The 14,695-nt window shown below is 67.0% G+C and carries 16 protein-coding genes; 9 read left to right on the forward strand and 7 right to left on the reverse strand.

Annotation, left to right across the window (positions count from 1 at the left end; genetic code table 11):
* Positions 1 to 485 precede the first annotated feature (485 nt).
* Positions 486 to 1,430, reverse strand: a complete 945-nt coding sequence (locus CFB34_RS07005; RefSeq protein WP_089441811.1) for a GlxA family transcriptional regulator — start codon at positions 1,428 to 1,430, stop codon at positions 486 to 488.
* On the opposite strand from CFB34_RS07005, the gene CFB34_RS07010 reads away from it, so the two are divergent.
* Positions 1,413 to 1,628: a hypothetical protein gene (locus CFB34_RS07010; protein ID WP_143329489.1), complete on the forward strand. Its 216-nt coding sequence runs from the start codon at positions 1,413 to 1,415 to the stop codon at positions 1,626 to 1,628. The genes CFB34_RS07005 and CFB34_RS07010 overlap by 18 nt on opposite strands.
* Positions 1,629 to 1,653: 25 nt before the next feature.
* On the opposite strand, the gene CFB34_RS07015 is transcribed toward CFB34_RS07010, so the two are convergent.
* Positions 1,654 to 2,103, reverse strand: coding sequence for a DMT family transporter (locus CFB34_RS07015; RefSeq protein WP_089441812.1), 450 nt, complete (start codon positions 2,101 to 2,103; stop codon positions 1,654 to 1,656).
* A gap of 121 nt (positions 2,104 to 2,224) precedes the next feature.
* Here CFB34_RS07015 and CFB34_RS07020 point away from each other — a divergent pair, with 121 nt between their 5' ends.
* Positions 2,225 to 3,103, forward strand: coding sequence for a LysR substrate-binding domain-containing protein (locus tag CFB34_RS07020; protein WP_089441813.1), 879 nt, complete (start codon positions 2,225 to 2,227; stop codon positions 3,101 to 3,103).
* A gap of 54 nt (positions 3,104 to 3,157) precedes the next feature.
* Here the strand turns inward: CFB34_RS07020 and CFB34_RS07025 are convergent, their stop codons facing one another.
* Both CFB34_RS07025 and CFB34_RS07030 read right to left on the reverse strand, forming a co-directional pair.
* Positions 3,158 to 4,741, reverse strand: coding sequence for an isocitrate lyase (locus tag CFB34_RS07025; protein WP_089441814.1), 1,584 nt, complete (start codon positions 4,739 to 4,741; stop codon positions 3,158 to 3,160).
* A gap of 162 nt (positions 4,742 to 4,903) precedes the next feature.
* A complete protein-coding gene (locus CFB34_RS07030; protein ID WP_179243674.1) occupies positions 4,904 to 5,290 on the reverse strand; it encodes a hypothetical protein in 387 nt (128 codons plus the stop codon).
* Positions 5,291 to 5,352: 62 nt separating this feature from the next.
* Between CFB34_RS07030 and CFB34_RS07035 the strand changes: the two genes are divergently transcribed.
* The 6 genes from CFB34_RS07035 (at position 5,353) to CFB34_RS07060 (ending at position 11,081) form a co-directional block, all read left to right on the forward strand.
* Entirely contained in the window at positions 5,353 to 6,306 is a 954-nt protein-coding gene (locus tag CFB34_RS07035) for a choline ABC transporter substrate-binding protein (protein WP_089441815.1), read from the forward strand.
* Between the two features lie 82 nt (positions 6,307 to 6,388).
* Positions 6,389 to 7,318, forward strand: a complete 930-nt coding sequence (locus CFB34_RS07040; protein WP_039366557.1) for a 3-keto-5-aminohexanoate cleavage protein — start codon at positions 6,389 to 6,391, stop codon at positions 7,316 to 7,318.
* Positions 7,319 to 7,405: 87 nt separating this feature from the next.
* Complete coding sequence (locus tag CFB34_RS07045) at positions 7,406 to 8,371, forward strand: L-carnitine dehydrogenase (protein WP_089441816.1); 966 nt, start codon at positions 7,406 to 7,408, stop codon at positions 8,369 to 8,371.
* Between the two features lie 12 nt (positions 8,372 to 8,383).
* Positions 8,384 to 8,872, forward strand: a complete 489-nt coding sequence (locus CFB34_RS07050) for a thioesterase family protein (RefSeq protein WP_048243371.1) — start codon at positions 8,384 to 8,386, stop codon at positions 8,870 to 8,872.
* A 33-nt stretch (positions 8,873 to 8,905) separates the two neighbouring features.
* The gene (locus CFB34_RS07055) at positions 8,906 to 9,862 is read left to right on the forward strand and encodes an alpha/beta hydrolase (RefSeq protein ID WP_089441817.1); all 957 of its coding nucleotides are present in this window, start codon (positions 8,906 to 8,908) and stop codon (positions 9,860 to 9,862) included.
* Between the two features lie 22 nt (positions 9,863 to 9,884).
* Entirely contained in the window at positions 9,885 to 11,081 is a 1,197-nt protein-coding gene (locus CFB34_RS07060; protein ID WP_089441818.1) for a TauD/TfdA family dioxygenase, read from the forward strand.
* Between the two features lie 197 nt (positions 11,082 to 11,278).
* Here CFB34_RS07060 and CFB34_RS07065 read toward each other — a convergent pair whose 3' ends face one another.
* The 3 genes from CFB34_RS07065 to CFB34_RS07075 form a co-directional block, all read right to left on the reverse strand.
* Positions 11,279 to 11,575, reverse strand: a complete 297-nt coding sequence (locus tag CFB34_RS07065; protein WP_089426868.1) for a DUF4148 domain-containing protein — start codon at positions 11,573 to 11,575, stop codon at positions 11,279 to 11,281.
* Positions 11,576 to 11,789: 214 nt separating this feature from the next.
* Positions 11,790 to 12,776 (reverse strand): oxidoreductase, encoded by a 987-nt coding sequence (locus tag CFB34_RS07070; protein WP_089441819.1) that lies wholly within the window; start codon positions 12,774 to 12,776, stop codon positions 11,790 to 11,792.
* A 167-nt stretch (positions 12,777 to 12,943) separates the two neighbouring features.
* Positions 12,944 to 13,234: a DUF3331 domain-containing protein gene (locus tag CFB34_RS07075; RefSeq protein WP_039366241.1), complete on the reverse strand. Its 291-nt coding sequence runs from the start codon at positions 13,232 to 13,234 to the stop codon at positions 12,944 to 12,946.
* A 663-nt stretch (positions 13,235 to 13,897) separates the two neighbouring features.
* Between CFB34_RS07075 and CFB34_RS07080 the strand changes: the two genes are divergently transcribed.
* On the forward strand, positions 13,898 to 14,662 hold the full coding sequence (locus CFB34_RS07080; RefSeq protein WP_089441820.1) for an SDR family oxidoreductase: 765 nt from the start codon (positions 13,898 to 13,900) through the stop codon (positions 14,660 to 14,662).
* Positions 14,663 to 14,695: the final 33 nt, after the last annotated feature.

Below are 14,695 nucleotides of genomic sequence, written 5' to 3' on the forward strand. Positions count from 1 at the left end.
GATCCTCATCTCAACGGTGGGATACGCCCGCGCGTTCGTGGCGCGCAGGCACGACACGGCCCGCGCGCCGGCGCGATGGCGCCGGTGCGGCGAAGCGGTGTTGGGAGCGTCGACTGACTAAGGAACCCTAAATGTCAGGTCGAAAAGAAACAGGCAGGCGAAGCGGGGGAGAAGCGGGAGAAGAAGCGAACGGCAGGCAGGTGCGGCGACGGCGAAGCGAGCATCGTCATGTCATACCCCTCGGATCGGATCGATATCGGTGGCAGCCCGCGTGGCGCGTCGCACGTTGCGATGCGGCATGCATGTCGTTAGGCTGCCTATCTAACTTTTTTTGGTATGTTACAGAATATTTTCAACGACATTCCAATTTATTTTCGACGACCGCTTCGGTCCGTCGATCAATCGCCGGCATTGTTCAGCAAGCGGCGGGAATCGCTGCCCGAACGCGCAATTCCGCGCCGGATTGTGCGTGAAACCGGCGACGATCAGCGCGTCGCGCGCCGGTCGTTGCGCGGGCTCAGCCCGAATCGCGTGCGATACGTGCGCGAGAAATGCGACGGCGATTCGAACCCGCACGCGACGCAAACCGACGTGATGCTCATGTCCGTCTGCTGCAGCAGTTCACGTGCGCGATCGAGGCGCAGGTTCAGGTAGAAATGCGTCGGCGTGTCGTTCAGCGTCGCGCTGAACAGCCGTTCGAGCTGGCGCCGCGTGATCGACACCTCCTGCGCCAGCGCATCGGAGCCGAGCGGGTTTTCCATGTGCCGCTGCATCGTGCCGATCACCTGGATCAGCTTGCGGTTGTGCACGCCGTAGCGCGCGGCGATCTCGAGCCGCTGGCTGTCGGAGCGCTGCCGGATCCGGCTGACGACGAACTGCTCGGAGATCGCCGCCGCGAGATCGGCGCCGTGCCGCCGCCCGATCAGGTCGAGCATCATGTCGATCGACGCGGTGCCGCCCGCGCACGTGATGCGCCGGTCGTCGATCTCGAACAGCTCCTGCGTCGCGTTCAGCCCGGGGTAGCGTTCGCGGAACGCGGCCAGTGCTTCCCAGTGCAACGTGAGCGGCTGCGACGCGTCGAACAGCCCGGCTTCCGCGAGCACGAAACTGCCCGTGTCGATGCCGCCGAGCGTTGCACCATGACGGTGCTGGCGGCGCAGCCAGTCGCCGATCGCGCGGGTGTAGCACACGAGCGGATCGAAACCCGCGACGACGAACACCGTCTCGACCTTGTCGACCTCCGCGCACGCGGCCTCGGCGGCGACCGGAATGCCGTTGCTCGCGGCGACGGGCGCGCCGTCGGCGCTGATCACGTGCCAGCGATAGAGCTCGGTACGAAAGCGGTTCGCGACGCGCAGCGGCTCGACCGCGGACATGAAGCCGAGTGCGGAGAAGCCGGGCAGCAGCAGGAAATGGAAATCCTCGGGCATCGGGGCAGGAGATGGAATCCGGTGGTCGTCGCGCGTCGTGCGGGGCGGCGAGCGGCCGGTTCGCGCACGCCGAACGGTCAGCGGGAGATTATCGCGGGTTTTGCGCGGGCTCAGCGCGTTTTTGCGTCGCGCACGGCCCGGCGCGCGGTGGTCGACCAGTACACGGAAAGCAAGTCAGTGATGGTGAACTACGCGTGAGCGCCGCGGCGTGCGCGAGACGTCCTCACGCCCGAACCAGCACCACCCCGAGAATGAGACACGCCGCGCCGGCCAGGCGGATCGGGCTGGCCGCGTGCGGCTGGATGCCGAGCACGCCGAAGTGGTCGAACACGAGCGCGCCGGTCATCTGCCCGACGACGATCAGCGCGAGCGTCGTCGCGGCGCCCAGTCGCGGCACCATCAGGATCGCGATACCGACGAACACCGCGCCGAAGAACCCGCCGGTCCAGCTGAACCACGACGCGGCGCCGGTGAGGGGGCCGGTGCCGCTTAAGCGCGGATGCGGGGTCAGCAGCGCGACCGCGAGCATCGCGGCCAGCCCGACGAGGTAGCTGACCGAACCGGCCCACCACGGCGAGCCGAGCTGCGCACGGAGATTGGCGTTGAGCACCTGTTGCAACGCCACGCTGACGCCGGCGGCGACGACCAGCAGATAAGACAGGAGAGTAGTCACGACGAGGCAGGCTCCGGCGAAGTGGCCGTGACGGCGGCTCCGGCACGGCAGGCTTCCATTCTGGAAAGCGCGGCGGTATAACGCAAATATCAAATCGAGCGCTTATCCATCTCGTTTCGGCATGCCATCCCTGAGGCAAATCCAGTATTTCCTGACCGTGGCCGATCTCGGCGGCTTCACCCCGGCCGCGAGCGCGCTCCACGTCGCGCAGTCGGCGCTCAGCCGGCAGATCGGTCAACTGGAAGACGAGCTGGGGTTTCCGCTGTTCGACCGGGAGCCACGCGGTGTGCGGCTCACGCCGGCCGGCGCGCGCTATCGCGAACGTGTGGCGTCGATTCCGGCGACCCTGACCGCCGCAGCCGACGAGGGCGTGCAGTTGTCGCGCGGCGAAGCGGGCGTCTTGCGGCTCCTGCATTCGAGCACGGTTCCCGTCGGCAGCCTGATGCCGGTGCTCGAGCGCTTCATGCGCGCGTGTCCGGGCGCGCGGATCGATCTCGACGGCGCGTCGTCCGAGGATCAGGTGCTGGAGATCGCGAACGGCAACGCCGATATCGGGATCGTCCGTTTGCCGGTGCTGCGCCGCGATCCGCGCGTGCGCTTCGTCGAACTCGCGGCCGAGCGCTTGTGCGTGGCGGTGCCGGCCGGTCATCCGCTGGCGGGCCGCAAGCGCATGGCGATCGCGCGGCTGCGGCACGAGCCGTTCGTATCGGCCGTGTATCGGGAGCGGGGCGGGCTCGCGCGCGTCGTGATCGATCTGTGCCTGAAGCGCGGATTCGTGCCGGCGACCGCCCGGATCGTGTCGCCGAAGACGTCGATGCTGAATCTCGTCGCGGCCGGGCAGGGCGTGGCGATCGTGCCGGAACGGATGGCGAGTCTCGGGATCGACGGGGTCGTCTTCGTGCCGATTTCCGATGAAGACGCCCAGTCGGTGTGCGCGCTGGTGTTGCCGGTCGAGCCGACGGTGCTGGCGGACACGTTCGTGCGGGTGATCGGCGAATAAAAAAACGCCAACCCGTTCATACCGGGTTGGCGTTTCGCGTGGCGATGACCGGTATCAGAACTGGTTCATCGTGTTGTCCTTGCCGGCTGCCTTCAGCGCTGCTTCGCCGCTGAAGTATTCCTTGTGATCGTCACCGATGTCCGAGCCGGACATGTTCTGGTGCTTCACGCAGGCGATACCCTGGCGGATCTCCTTACGCTGCACGCCGGCCACGTAGCCCAGCATGCCCTGGTCGCCGAAGTATTCCTTGGCCAGGTTGTCGGTCGACAGCGCGGCGGTGTGGTACGTCGGCAGCGTGATCAGGTGATGGAAGATGCCGGCTTCACGCGATGCGTCGGCCTGGAACGTACGGATCTTCTCGTCGGCCAGCTTGGCCAGTTCCGTGTCGTCGTATTCCACGCTCATCAGCTGCGCACGATCGTAGGCCGACACGTCCTTGCCCTCGGCCTTCAGCGCGTCGTATGCCTGCTGACGGAAGTTCAGCGTCCAGTTGAACGACGGGCTGTTGTTGTACACCAGCTTCGCGTTCGGGATGACCTTGCGGATCTCGCTGACCATGCCGCCGATCTGCGCGATATGCGGTTTTTCGGTTTCGATCCACAGCAGGTCGGCGCCGTTTTGCAGCGACGTGATGCAGTCGAGCACGCAGCGCGCTTCGCCCGTGCCGGCGCGAAACTGGAACAGGTTGCTCGGCAGGCGCTTCGGACGCAGCAGCTTGCCGTCGCGCTTGATGACCACGTCACCGTTGCCCAGCTGGTCGGCCGACAGTTCTTCGCAGTCGAGGAAAGAGTTGTACTGGTCGCCCAGGTCGCCCGGCGTGTTGGTCACGGCGATCTGCTTGGTCAGGCCGGCGCCCAGCGAGTCGGTACGGGCGACGATGATGCCGTCGTCCACGCCCAGTTCAAGGAACGCGTAGCGGATCGCGCGGATCTTCGCGAGGAAGTCCTCGTGCGGCACCGTGACCTTGCCGTCCTGGTGGCCGCACTGCTTCTCGTCGGACACCTGGTTTTCGATCTGGATGCAGCATGCGCCTGCTTCGATGAACTGCTTGGCCAGCAGGTACGTGGCTTCCGCGTTGCCGAAACCGGCGTCGATGTCGGCGATGATCGGCACCACGTGCGTGACGTGGTTGTCGATCTTCTCCTGGATCGCGGCCTTCGCGGTGGCGTCCTTGGCGGCGTCGAGTTCGCGGAACAGGCCGCCGAGCTCACGGGCGTCGGCCTGGCGCAGGAACGTGTACAGCTCGCGGATCAGCGCGCTGACCGAGGTCTTTTCGTGCATCGACTGGTCCGGCAGCGGGCCGAACTCGGAGCGCAGCGCGGCGACCATCCAGCCGGACAGGTACAGGTAGCGGCGCTCGGTGCTGTTGAAGTGCTTCTTGATGGAGATCATCTTCTGCTGGCCGATGAAGCCGTGCCAGCAACCCAGCGACTGCGTGTACTTGGACGGGTCGGCGTCGTAGGCGGCCATGTCGGCGCGCATGATCTTCGCGGTGTACTTGGCGATGTCCAGGCCCGTCTTGAACTTGTTCTGGGCACGCATGCGGGCGGCGTACTCGGGGCTGATCGCATTCCACGCGCTGCCGTGGTTTTCCTTCAAACCGGCAACTGCCTTGATGTCGTCTTGATACTGGGCCATGTCAATCTCCTGGGAGCAAAGCGCGTTTGAGTAACGGGTTGAGCGTGCCCGCTACGTCTGTCGAAGCGGACTGCATGGGATAAATAGTAACGCCGCCCATTGCGCATTTGGCGATGTCTTATATAAGACATAAGACATTATTTTCTGTTGATTTTCAATGGGTTACGTTTCAGTTTTTGCAATGCAAAACAAGTTTTCAAGCGACGAAAAGGCGTCGGCGCGGGAAATTGGCGGGGATTCCGCAATACGAAACGCTCTTTCGGCTGCTGGAGGCCGGGCCAGCTTCACACGCGCCCGTGACACCCGTTCGTCGGGGCGGCGCGAGCGGCGCTGAACCGACGCCGCCTCGGCATGCCGTTTCGTCCGGGCCGGAATCGAAAGCATCGCGCCGCATGCGGACAAGCCGAATCCGTCGGGAATACGCGTAGAAACCCCGCCCACCAAGCCTCTCACGAAACCTAGTGGTTTCCACTCATAGTCGCAAATAGTCAAGAACAGGTCGCCGCCGGTCTTCTCGCGGCCAATATGGCTCGTTACTTTTACTCCCACGATGCAGGCCGGGCACACCCCGCGCACCGGCTGCCGCGAGTCAAACCGGGAGGTAACGAACCATGAAGTCGACGAAGATCGCCGCGCTTGTCGCGGCCGTGCTGGCGACCGGCGCGTTCACGCACGCGGCGCAGGCCGAAACGGATGCCGCGACGTGCCGCACCGTGCGTTTCGCGGATATCGGCTGGACCGACATCACGTCGACCACGGCGCTCGCGTCGACCGTGTTCGAGGCGCTCGGCTACAAGCCGACCACGACGATCGCGTCGGTGCCGATCTCGTTCGCCGGCCTGAAGAGCAAGCAGCTCGACATATCGCTCGGCTACTGGTGGCCCGTGCAGCAGAAGCAGCTCCAGCCGTTCCTCGACAGCAAGTCGATCAACGTCGTCGAGCCGCCGAACCTGTCGGGTGCGAAGGCGACGCTCGCGGTGCCGAGCTACGAGTACCAGGCCGGCCTGAAGACCTTCGAGGACATCGCGAAGCACCGCGCGGAACTCGACGGCAAGATCTACGGGATCGAGCCGGGCAGCAGCGCGAACGCGACGATCCAGAAGATGATCGACACGAACCAGTACGGGCTCGGCGGCTTCAAGCTCGTCGAATCGAGCGAGGCCGGGATGCTGGTGACGGTCGAGCGCGCGATCCGCGAGAAGAAGTGGGTCGTGTTCCTCGGCTGGGAGCCGCATCCGATGAACATCCAGATCAGCATGAACTACCTGTCCGGCGGCGATGCGTCGTTCGGGCCGAACTACGGCGAAGCGCGCGTGTACACGCTCACCGCGCCCGACTTCATTTCACGCTGCCCGAACGCCGGCAAGCTCGTCACGAACCTGCGCTTCTCGACGCAGCTCGAGAACCAGCTGATGCAGTCGGTGATGAACAAGACGAAGCCGGCCGATGCCGCGAAGGCGTACCTGAAGAAGAACCCGCAGGTGCTCGATCCGTGGCTCGCGGGCGTCAAGACGTTCGACGGCAAGGATGGCCTGCCGGCCGTGAAGGCGTATCTCGGCCTGTGACGGATGGCCCGCGCGCCGCACGCGGCGCGCGCTGACGAATCATTCGCATTGCGACACAACCGATTCAAGCGAGGCAACCAGCATGAACCACGAAGTCATCATCACCTGCGCCGTCACCGGCGCGGGCGATACGGTCGGCAAGCATCCGGCGATTCCGGTCACGCCGAAGGAGATCGCGGCCGCCGCGATCGAGGCCGCGAAGGCCGGCGCGACGGTGGCGCACTGCCACGTGCGCGATCCGCAGACGGGGCGCGGCAGCCGCGACCCGAACCTGTACCGCGAAGTGGTCGACCGCATCCGCTCGGCCGACGTCGACGTGATCATCAACCTGACCGCCGGCATGGGCGGCGATCTCGAGATCGGCCCGGGCGAGGACCCGATGCGTTTCGGCAAGGGCACCGACCTGGTCGGCGGTCTCACGCGGCTCGCGCACGTCGAGGACTTGTTGCCCGAAATCTGCACGCTCGACTGCGGCACGCTGAATTTCGGTGATGGCGACTACATCTATGTGTCGACGCCCGCGCAGCTGCGCGCCGGCGCGAAGCGCATCCAGGAACTCGGCGTGAAGCCGGAACTGGAAATTTTCGACACGGGCCATCTGTGGTTCGCGAAGCAGTTGCTGAAGGAAGGGCTGCTCGACGATCCGCCGCTGTTCCAGCTGTGCCTCGGCATTCCGTGGGGCGCGCCGGCCGACACGGGCACGATGAAGGCGATGGTCGACAACCTGCCGCCGGGCGCGCACTGGGCCGGCTTCGGGATCGGCCGCATGCAGATGCCGATGGTCGCGCAGGCGATGCTGCTCGGCGGCCACGTGCGGGTCGGCCTCGAAGACAACATCTGGCTCGATCGCGGCGTGCATGCGACCAACGGCACGCTCGTCGAGCGCGCGAGAGAGATCATCGAACGGCTCGGTGCCCGCGTGCTGACGCCGGCCGAAGGCCGCCGCAAGCTCGGCCTGCCCGCGCGCGGCGAGCGTCCGCTCGAACGCCGTGCGATCGCCGAGTTCGCGTGAGCTTTTGCCAGACTGATTGACATGACGCGGCGGCGTGCACAGGTGCGGCCGCCCACCGATTTCCCCTGATTTGAAGGATGCGTTGACATGGCTGTGAAGACCGACATCAAGACGTTCGCCGCCATCGGCACCGGCGTGATCGGCAGCGGATGGATTTCCCGCGCGCTCGCGCACGGTCTCGACGTGGTCGTATGGGACCCGGCGCCGGGCGCGGAGGAGCGGCTGCGCGCGAACGTCGCGAATGCGTGGCCCGCGCTCGAACGCGTCGGCCTTGCGCCGGGCGCCGACCCTGCGCGGCTGCGTTTCGCCTCGACGATCGAGGCCTGCGTCGCCGACGCGGATTTCATCCAGGAAAGCGCGCCCGAGCGCGAGGCGCTGAAGCTCGAACTGCACGAGCAGATCAGCCGTGCGGCGAAACCCGACGCGATCATCGCGTCGTCGACGTCGGGGCTGCTGCCGACGGATTTCTACGCGCGGGCGACGCGTCCGGAGCGCTGCGTGGTCGGCCATCCGTTCAACCCCGTCTACCTGCTGCCGCTCGTCGAGGTGCTCGGCGGCGCGCGTACGTCGCCGGAAGCGGTCGAAGGCGCGATGGAGGTCTATCGCAAGCTCGGCATGCGGCCGCTGCACGTGCGCAAGGAAGTGCCGGGCTTCATCGCCGACCGCCTGCTCGAAGCGTTGTGGCGCGAGGCGCTGCACCTCGTCAACGAAGGCGTCGCGACGACCGGCGAGATCGACGACGCGATCCGCTTCGGCGCGGGCATCCGCTGGTCGTTCATGGGCACGTTCCTGACCTATACGCTCGCGGGCGGCGATGCGGGCATGCGACACTTCATGCAGCAGTTCGGCCCCGCGCTCGAATTGCCGTGGACGAAGCTGGTCGCGCCCACGCTGACCGACGCGCTGATCGACAGCGTCGTCGAAGGCACGACCGAACAGCAGGGCACGCGCAGCATCAAGGAGCTCGAACGCTATCGCGACGAGTGCATCACCGAGGTGCTGAAGTCGATCGCCGCGGTGAAGGCGCGGCACGGGATGCGATTCGAAGACTGAGGACGACAGACGATGACCGGCGATACCCCGCTGACGATTTACCGCGACGTGGTGCGGCCCGAATGGGTCGACTACAACGGCCACCTGCGCGATGCGTTCTACCTGCTGATCTTCAGCTTCGCGACCGATGCGCTGCTGGATCGCATCGGCCTCGATGACGCCGCGCGTCGCGAGCGGGGGCGCTCGGTCTACACGCTCGAAGCACATGTGAACTACCTGCACGAGATCAAGGAGGGCACGCCGGTGCGCGTCGACGCGCGCGTGCTCGCGCACGACGCGAAGCGGCTGCATCTGTATCTCGAACTGTTCGCCGACGGGCACGACGATGCGGTATCGGCGAGCGAGCAGATGCTGCTGCACGTCGATACGCGCGACGGCGCGAAATCGGCGCCGTTCGACGACGACGTGGCTGCACGCGTGGCCGAGCTGCATGCGTTGCAGCGCGATTGCGCGGCGCCCGCGTATGCGGGCCGCGTGATCGGGCTGCCGCCGCGCCGATAGCCTGCGCGCACCTTCGACCTCGGAGCGCAGACGATGCTCGAACCGGAAATCGCGACGTTCGTTGCCGCCGTCGACGCGTGGTATCCGGCCGACGCGGCGGCGCGCTCGCCCGCCGAACAGCGCCGCCTGTACGACCGCTTCGCGGCCGAATGGACGCCGGCCGCGCTGCCGGCCGGCATCGTGCAGCAGGACGCCGTCTGGCATGCCGCCGACGGCCGTGCGATCGCGCTGCGGCGTTACACGTCCTCGCACCGCGCGCCACGCGGCACGGTGCTGTTCTTTCATGGCGGCGGTTTCGTCGTCGGCTCGCTCGACAGTCATGCGCTGATCACCGCGCAACTGGCCGCCGATACGGGGCTCGACGTGATCGCGGTCGACTATCGGCTCGCGCCCGAGCATCGCGCGCCGGCCGCGCTCGAAGATTGCCTGGCGGTCACGCGTGCCGCGCGCGATGCGCGCTGGCCGTTCGGGCCGTGCATGCATCCGCTGACGCTCGCGGGCGACAGCGCGGGCGGCATGCTCGCGGCGGCGGTGGCCACCGCGCTGCGCGATGCGGGCGAAGGCGGTGTCGACGGCATCGCGCTCGTCTATCCGATGCTCGGGTTCGAACCGCAATCGCCCGCGCGCGAAACGGAAGCGCATGCGCCGATGCTGACGCTCGACGACGTCCATCGCTATCGCGCGCTGTACTGGGAAGGCGGCTTGCTCGATGCGCTGGGAGACGGCGACCCGCTGCTGCGCGCGTCGGTACCGCTCGCAGCGGCGCGTTTCGACGGCCTGCCGCCCGTGCTCGCGATCGGCGCGGAACACGATCCGCTGCGCGACGACGCGCGTGTGTACGTCGAACGGATTCGCGCGGCCGGCGGGGCCGCGCACTACTGGATGGGAGAAGGGCTGGTGCACGGCTGCTGGCGCGCGCTCGGAACGAGCCCGCAGGCGGCGCGGCTGCACCGGACGGTCGGCGGGTTTCTGCTCGCACCACACGCGTAGCGGGCGTTTCCGGGAGGCAACGATGCAGGCAGCGCAACACCGTATCGAGGACTGGCGGACGTTTTCGGCCGACGTGGCCATTGCGGCGGCGACGATTGGCGACGGCGCGGTGGACGTCGAATGGAGCGACACGCGACGATCGCCGTTTCATTTCGACTGGCTGCGCGACAACTGCGCGTGTTCCGCATGCGTGCATGCCGTCACGCGTGAACAGGTGTTCGAGATCGCCGATGCGCGCGAGGATCTCTCCGCGCTCACGGTGCACGTCGAAACCGACGGCGCGCTGCATGTCGAGTGGAACGACGGACACCGCAGCGCGTGGTCGCCGGGCTGGTTGCGTGCGCATGCATACGACGACGCGTCGCGCGCGGAGCGGCTGGCCGCGCACGGGCGGCACGTGTGGGCCGGTGACGACGCGACGGCCATCGGCGTGTTCGCGTGGCGCGACGTGATGGAGGACGACCGCGCATTGCTCGCGTGGCTCGCCGCGTTGCAACGCACGGGGCTGACGCTCGTCGAAGGCGTGCCGGCCGAGCGCGGCCGTGTCGACGAGATCGCGCGCCGCATCGGCCTGATCCGCGAAAGCAATTTCGGCGTGCTGTTCGACGTCGAATCGAAGCCGCGCCCGGACAGCAATGCGTATACGTCGCTGAACCTGCCGCCGCACACCGACTTGCCGACCCGCGAGCTGCAGCCGGGCGTGCAGTTCCTGCATTGCCTCGCGAACGACGCGACCGGCGGCGACAGCGTGTTCCTCGACGGCTTCGCGCTGGCCGATGCGCTGCGGCGCGAGCATCCGGCCGATTTCGAACAGCTCGCGGTGACGCCGTTCGAGTTCTGGAACAAGAGCGCGAACAGCGACTACCGCTGCTCGGCGCCGGTGATCGGGCTCGACGCGCGCGGCAACGTCACCGAGGTGCGTGTCGCGAACTTCCTGCGCGGGCCGCTCGATGCGCCGGCCGGCTCGGTCGCGGCCGTCTATCGCGCGTACCGGCGGTTCCTCGCGCTGGCGCGCGAGCCGCGCTTTCGCGTGCAGCGCCGGCTGCGGGCCGGCGACATGTGGGCGTTCGACAACCGCCGCGTGCTGCATGCGCGCACCGAGTTCGATCCGTCGACCGGACGCCGGCACCTGCAGGGCTGTTACGTCGATCGAGACGAGTTGCTGTCGCGGTGGCGGGTGTTGTCGCGATCGGTGCCGGCTGCGACCGCGTCGCGCTGACGGGCGCGCGGTTTCGTCCTGCTCGTACGCATCCCTCGAAAATGAAAAAATACCCGGACGCCAGGCGCCCGGGCGAAGCCACCCGTTGCGGGGCGGCGGAGGTATGCGTTTCATAAAAACGGACGAGCCCCGCAAGGGGGCTCGTCCGGATATTTCTTCATCGCGCGACGCGCGGCGCCCGCCGAGGGCGCATCGACTTACTGGCCGAAGAAGATCGAGTCGCGAGCGTTCGACGATGCGGCCGGGGCGCCCGAGTGGACGGCCGGAGCCGGTTGTGCGCCGTAGCCGCTGGTGTCGGCACCATGAACACGCGCTTCGGCGCTCTGGATGTCGTTCGGGTAGTACGGGCTTGCCACGCCCGGCTTGTAGCCGGCTTGTTCGAGCTGGACCAGTTCGTTGCGCACTTGCGCGCGGGTCACGGTGCTTTGAGCGAATGCGCCAAACGAAGCGGACAGGGCGGCAGCGGCAACGACTGCGGAAACGAGCGATTTCATGATGACCTCCGGTGTTTTATTGAGTTCGCTCTCGACACCATGTCTTAAGCGATTGATCAAATCTTAGTCATCGGAGGGTTGAGGGTAAACGCTGATTTTGACGATAAATTGTTTCCTGGGTGGTAACAGTGGCGAGTCGAATCAGGCTTTCAACCGGCTTTCTTTTCGGTCGGTGCAACAAGTCTGGCGAATATTGCGGAGGGCGAAGCGCGGTTCAGCGCACCTCGGCCGCCGTGTCGAACGACCGGCCCGGCGAGCGTCCGGCCGGTGCGCCCGAACTGAGGAACCGCACGCCCGTCGCGGCTTCCGAGGCCTCCCACAGCAGTGCAGCGGAAGCCACGTCACGCGCCGCGCGTGGCACGCTCGCGGGTGCCGGCAGCCCGCGCGACTCGAACCAGCCGGACGGCCCGATGTAAGCGCCGCCGGCGAGATCGGGCGAGGTTGCCGCATGAATCGCGGGTAGTGCGCCCTGGTCGGCCGGCTGCGCGAGATAACGGTTCGCGGTGCGCATCAGTGCGGCACGGGCGGGCGAGCGGTCCATCGCCGGGCCCGCGAGCTGCAGGTTGGTCGCCGCGTAGCCCGGGTGCGCGGCCACGCTGATCCCGGCGAACGCCGCGCGCTCGAAACGGCGCTGCAGCTCGATCGCGAACACGAGATTTGCGAGCTTGCTGTCGCAATAGGCGAGATAACGGTTGTAGCGGTGTTCGGCGCGCAGGTCGTCGACGCGGATCCGGCCGCCGCGGTTCAAGCCGCTCGACATCGTCACGACCCGCGCCCGGCGCGCGGCGCGCAGCGCGGGCAGCAGATGGCCGGTGAGCGCGAAATGGCCGAGGTGGTTGGTGCCGAACTGCATCTCGAAGCCGTCGCGCGTATGGCGCAGCGGCAGGAACATCACGCCGGCGTTGTTGCAGAGGATGTCGACGCGCCCATGGCGGTCGGGCACATCGGCTGCGAAGCGCGCGATCGACGCGAGATCGGCGAGGTCGACCGCGTCGACTTCGACGCGGGCATCGGGATGGAGCCGGCGGATCGCATCGGCCGCCTGTGCGGCGCGGGCCGCGTCGCGGCAGCCCATCACGACCGTCGCGCCTTTCGCGGCCAGCGTTTCCGCCAGCTGCCAGCCGAGCCCGCTGTTGGCGCCGGTCACGACCGCGACCTTGCCGCCTTGCGCCGGGACGTGGCGCGCGCTCCATGCATGCATGTCTGCCTCCCTCGGCGCGGCCGGGCGGCCGCGGCACGTAATCATTACATTGAGTGGTGTAACGATAGTGCGCGCGGGCGTGGCAGACAAGCGGGGGAACTAGACCGGCGCTTCTAGGGCCGGCGCAGCGGATGGCGCCGCGTGCGGTGACGCACGGCCGGCGGGATTTACCTGCCGCCGGCCAGCGCGAGCACTTCGGCGGCGGAGATCATCGCGGCCGCGTTCGCGGGCGCCGGGCGTTCGGCCGGGCGGAAGACTTCGTCGCCGCGGTGGATCACCTGGCGCGACAGCGCGCAGGTGCCGGTGCGTTGCGCGAAGCGGCGGCGCCAGCGCTGTTCACCGTAGTGACAGCGGCCGGGCTCGACCCAGCGGACGACGAGCAGCGTATCGGAACGTTCGAGGATTTCGACGTGAACGTCGGCGGGATCGAGCGCAGGCAGGGATTTGGAGGCCTTCATTTGCCGTTTCCTAAAGCTCGTGCGGTTCGGTCATGGCAGTGGATGTCACTACCCGATGGCGAATCCGTAGCGGTTTCCATGAGTGGTGCGCTAAATGTAAGCGTCTGTGACCGGAAAAAACATCCTGTCTGGCTCAAATTACCTTTTGCCGATTTAGAAACAATCCAGGCTTATTTTCTTGGAAACCACAGACAAAAACGCCCCGGACACGAAGCCCGGGGCGGAAAATCGGCCTGCGCGCCGTGTCTGCTCGCCCAGTCACGGAGCCCATCGCCGGGGGACGGAGGTGCCCGCAGGGATCGAACGCGGGCGGGGTGGCGATGGACCGGAAGCGCAGTCCGGTACGTCATGATGGCGCGCGCATCCCGTTGAGACCCTGACGTGAACATGACTTTTTCGTCAGTTTGGCCGGATGTTGGGCTGGGCGCGCGCGAAAAAACCCACTGGAAGGCCAGCCGGTATTGGGTTTGTCCGAATTCCGGGCGCGTGCTCCCGGGCGCCGTCGAACGTCGAATTCCTGCTCGAACGCCCGATTTCCCCACCCGGGTAAATACTGAATCCCGATTCCGTGACAAACGCCGGATCACTTCCTATGATTGGTTGGACCTTTAGTCCTTTGTGCCAATCGGCCGACGGGTGGCCGCTTTTTCGGGAGTGTCGCTCATGAGATTGCAGGGCAAACGCGCGCTGGTGACGGCGGCCGGGCAGGGCATCGGCCGCGCGACCGCGCTGCGGTTCGCGAGCGAGGGCGCCGACGTGCTGGCGACCGACATCAACGAAGCCGCGCTCGTGCGGCTCGAGGCCGACGCCGAGCGCGCGGGCGGCCGGCTGGCCACGCGTCGGCTCGACGTGACCGATGCGCGGGACGTCGCGGCGCTCGCCGCGAGCGAACGCGCATTCGACGTGCTGTTCAACTGCGCGGGCTACGTGCACCACGGCTCGATCCTCGACTGCGACGACGAAGCATGGGCGTTCTCGCTGAACCTGAACGTCACGTCGATGTACCGGCTGATCCGCGCGCTGCTGCCCGCGATGCTCGACGCCGGCGGCGCGTCGATCATCAACATGGCGTCGGCCGCGTCGAGCGTGAAGGGCGTGCCCAACCGCTTCGTCTACGGCACGACCAAGGCGGCCGTGATCGGCCTGACCAAGGCGGTGGCCGCCGATTTCGTCGAGCGGGGCATCCGCTGCAACGCCATTTGCCCGGGCACGATCGAATCGCCGTCGCTGGCGCAGCGGATCGCGGACCAGGCGCGCACGCGCCACGTGTCGACCGACGAGGTGCGCCAGGCGTTCGTCGCGCGCCAGCCGATCGGCCGCATCGGCCGCGCGGAGGAAGTGGCCGCGCTCGCGCTGTACCTCGCGTCCGACGAAGCGTCGTTCACGACCGGCGCGATCCACCTGATCGACGGCGGCTGGTCGAACTGACCGCGCCCTCCCATTCACTTTCCGTATCGGCTC

Source organism: Burkholderia sp. HI4860, from assembly GCF_002223045.2.
Lineage (GTDB): Bacteria > Pseudomonadota > Gammaproteobacteria > Burkholderiales > Burkholderiaceae > Burkholderia.

Bases quoted from the DNA above. Each gene is read 5' to 3' on its own strand.
- CFB34_RS07070 (WP_089441819.1), bottom strand. From the start codon at position 12,776: ATGCATGCATGGAGCGCGCGCCACGTCCCGGCGCAAGGCGGCAAGGTC.
- CFB34_RS07060 (WP_089441818.1), top strand. From the start codon at position 9,885: ATGCAGGCAGCGCAACACCGTATCGAGGACTGGCGGACGTTTTCGGCC.
- CFB34_RS07005 (WP_089441811.1), bottom strand. From the start codon at position 1,430: ATGCCCGAGGATTTCCATTTCCTGCTGCTGCCCGGCTTCTCCGCACTC.
- CFB34_RS07045 (WP_089441816.1), top strand. From the start codon at position 7,406: ATGGCTGTGAAGACCGACATCAAGACGTTCGCCGCCATCGGCACCGGC.
- CFB34_RS07020 (WP_089441813.1), top strand. From the start codon at position 2,225: ATGCCATCCCTGAGGCAAATCCAGTATTTCCTGACCGTGGCCGATCTC.
- CFB34_RS07065 (WP_089426868.1), bottom strand. From the start codon at position 11,575: ATGAAATCGCTCGTTTCCGCAGTCGTTGCCGCTGCCGCCCTGTCCGCT.
- CFB34_RS07050 (WP_048243371.1), top strand. From the start codon at position 8,384: ATGACCGGCGATACCCCGCTGACGATTTACCGCGACGTGGTGCGGCCC.
- CFB34_RS07010 (WP_143329489.1), top strand. From the start codon at position 1,413: ATGGAAATCCTCGGGCATCGGGGCAGGAGATGGAATCCGGTGGTCGTC.
- CFB34_RS07055 (WP_089441817.1), top strand. From the start codon at position 8,906: ATGCTCGAACCGGAAATCGCGACGTTCGTTGCCGCCGTCGACGCGTGG.
- CFB34_RS07080 (WP_089441820.1), top strand. From the start codon at position 13,898: ATGAGATTGCAGGGCAAACGCGCGCTGGTGACGGCGGCCGGGCAGGGC.
- CFB34_RS07075 (WP_039366241.1), bottom strand. From the start codon at position 13,234: ATGAAGGCCTCCAAATCCCTGCCTGCGCTCGATCCCGCCGACGTTCAC.
- CFB34_RS07025 (WP_089441814.1), bottom strand. From the start codon at position 4,741: ATGGCCCAGTATCAAGACGACATCAAGGCAGTTGCCGGTTTGAAGGAA.
- CFB34_RS07040 (WP_039366557.1), top strand. From the start codon at position 6,389: ATGAACCACGAAGTCATCATCACCTGCGCCGTCACCGGCGCGGGCGAT.
- CFB34_RS07035 (WP_089441815.1), top strand. From the start codon at position 5,353: ATGAAGTCGACGAAGATCGCCGCGCTTGTCGCGGCCGTGCTGGCGACC.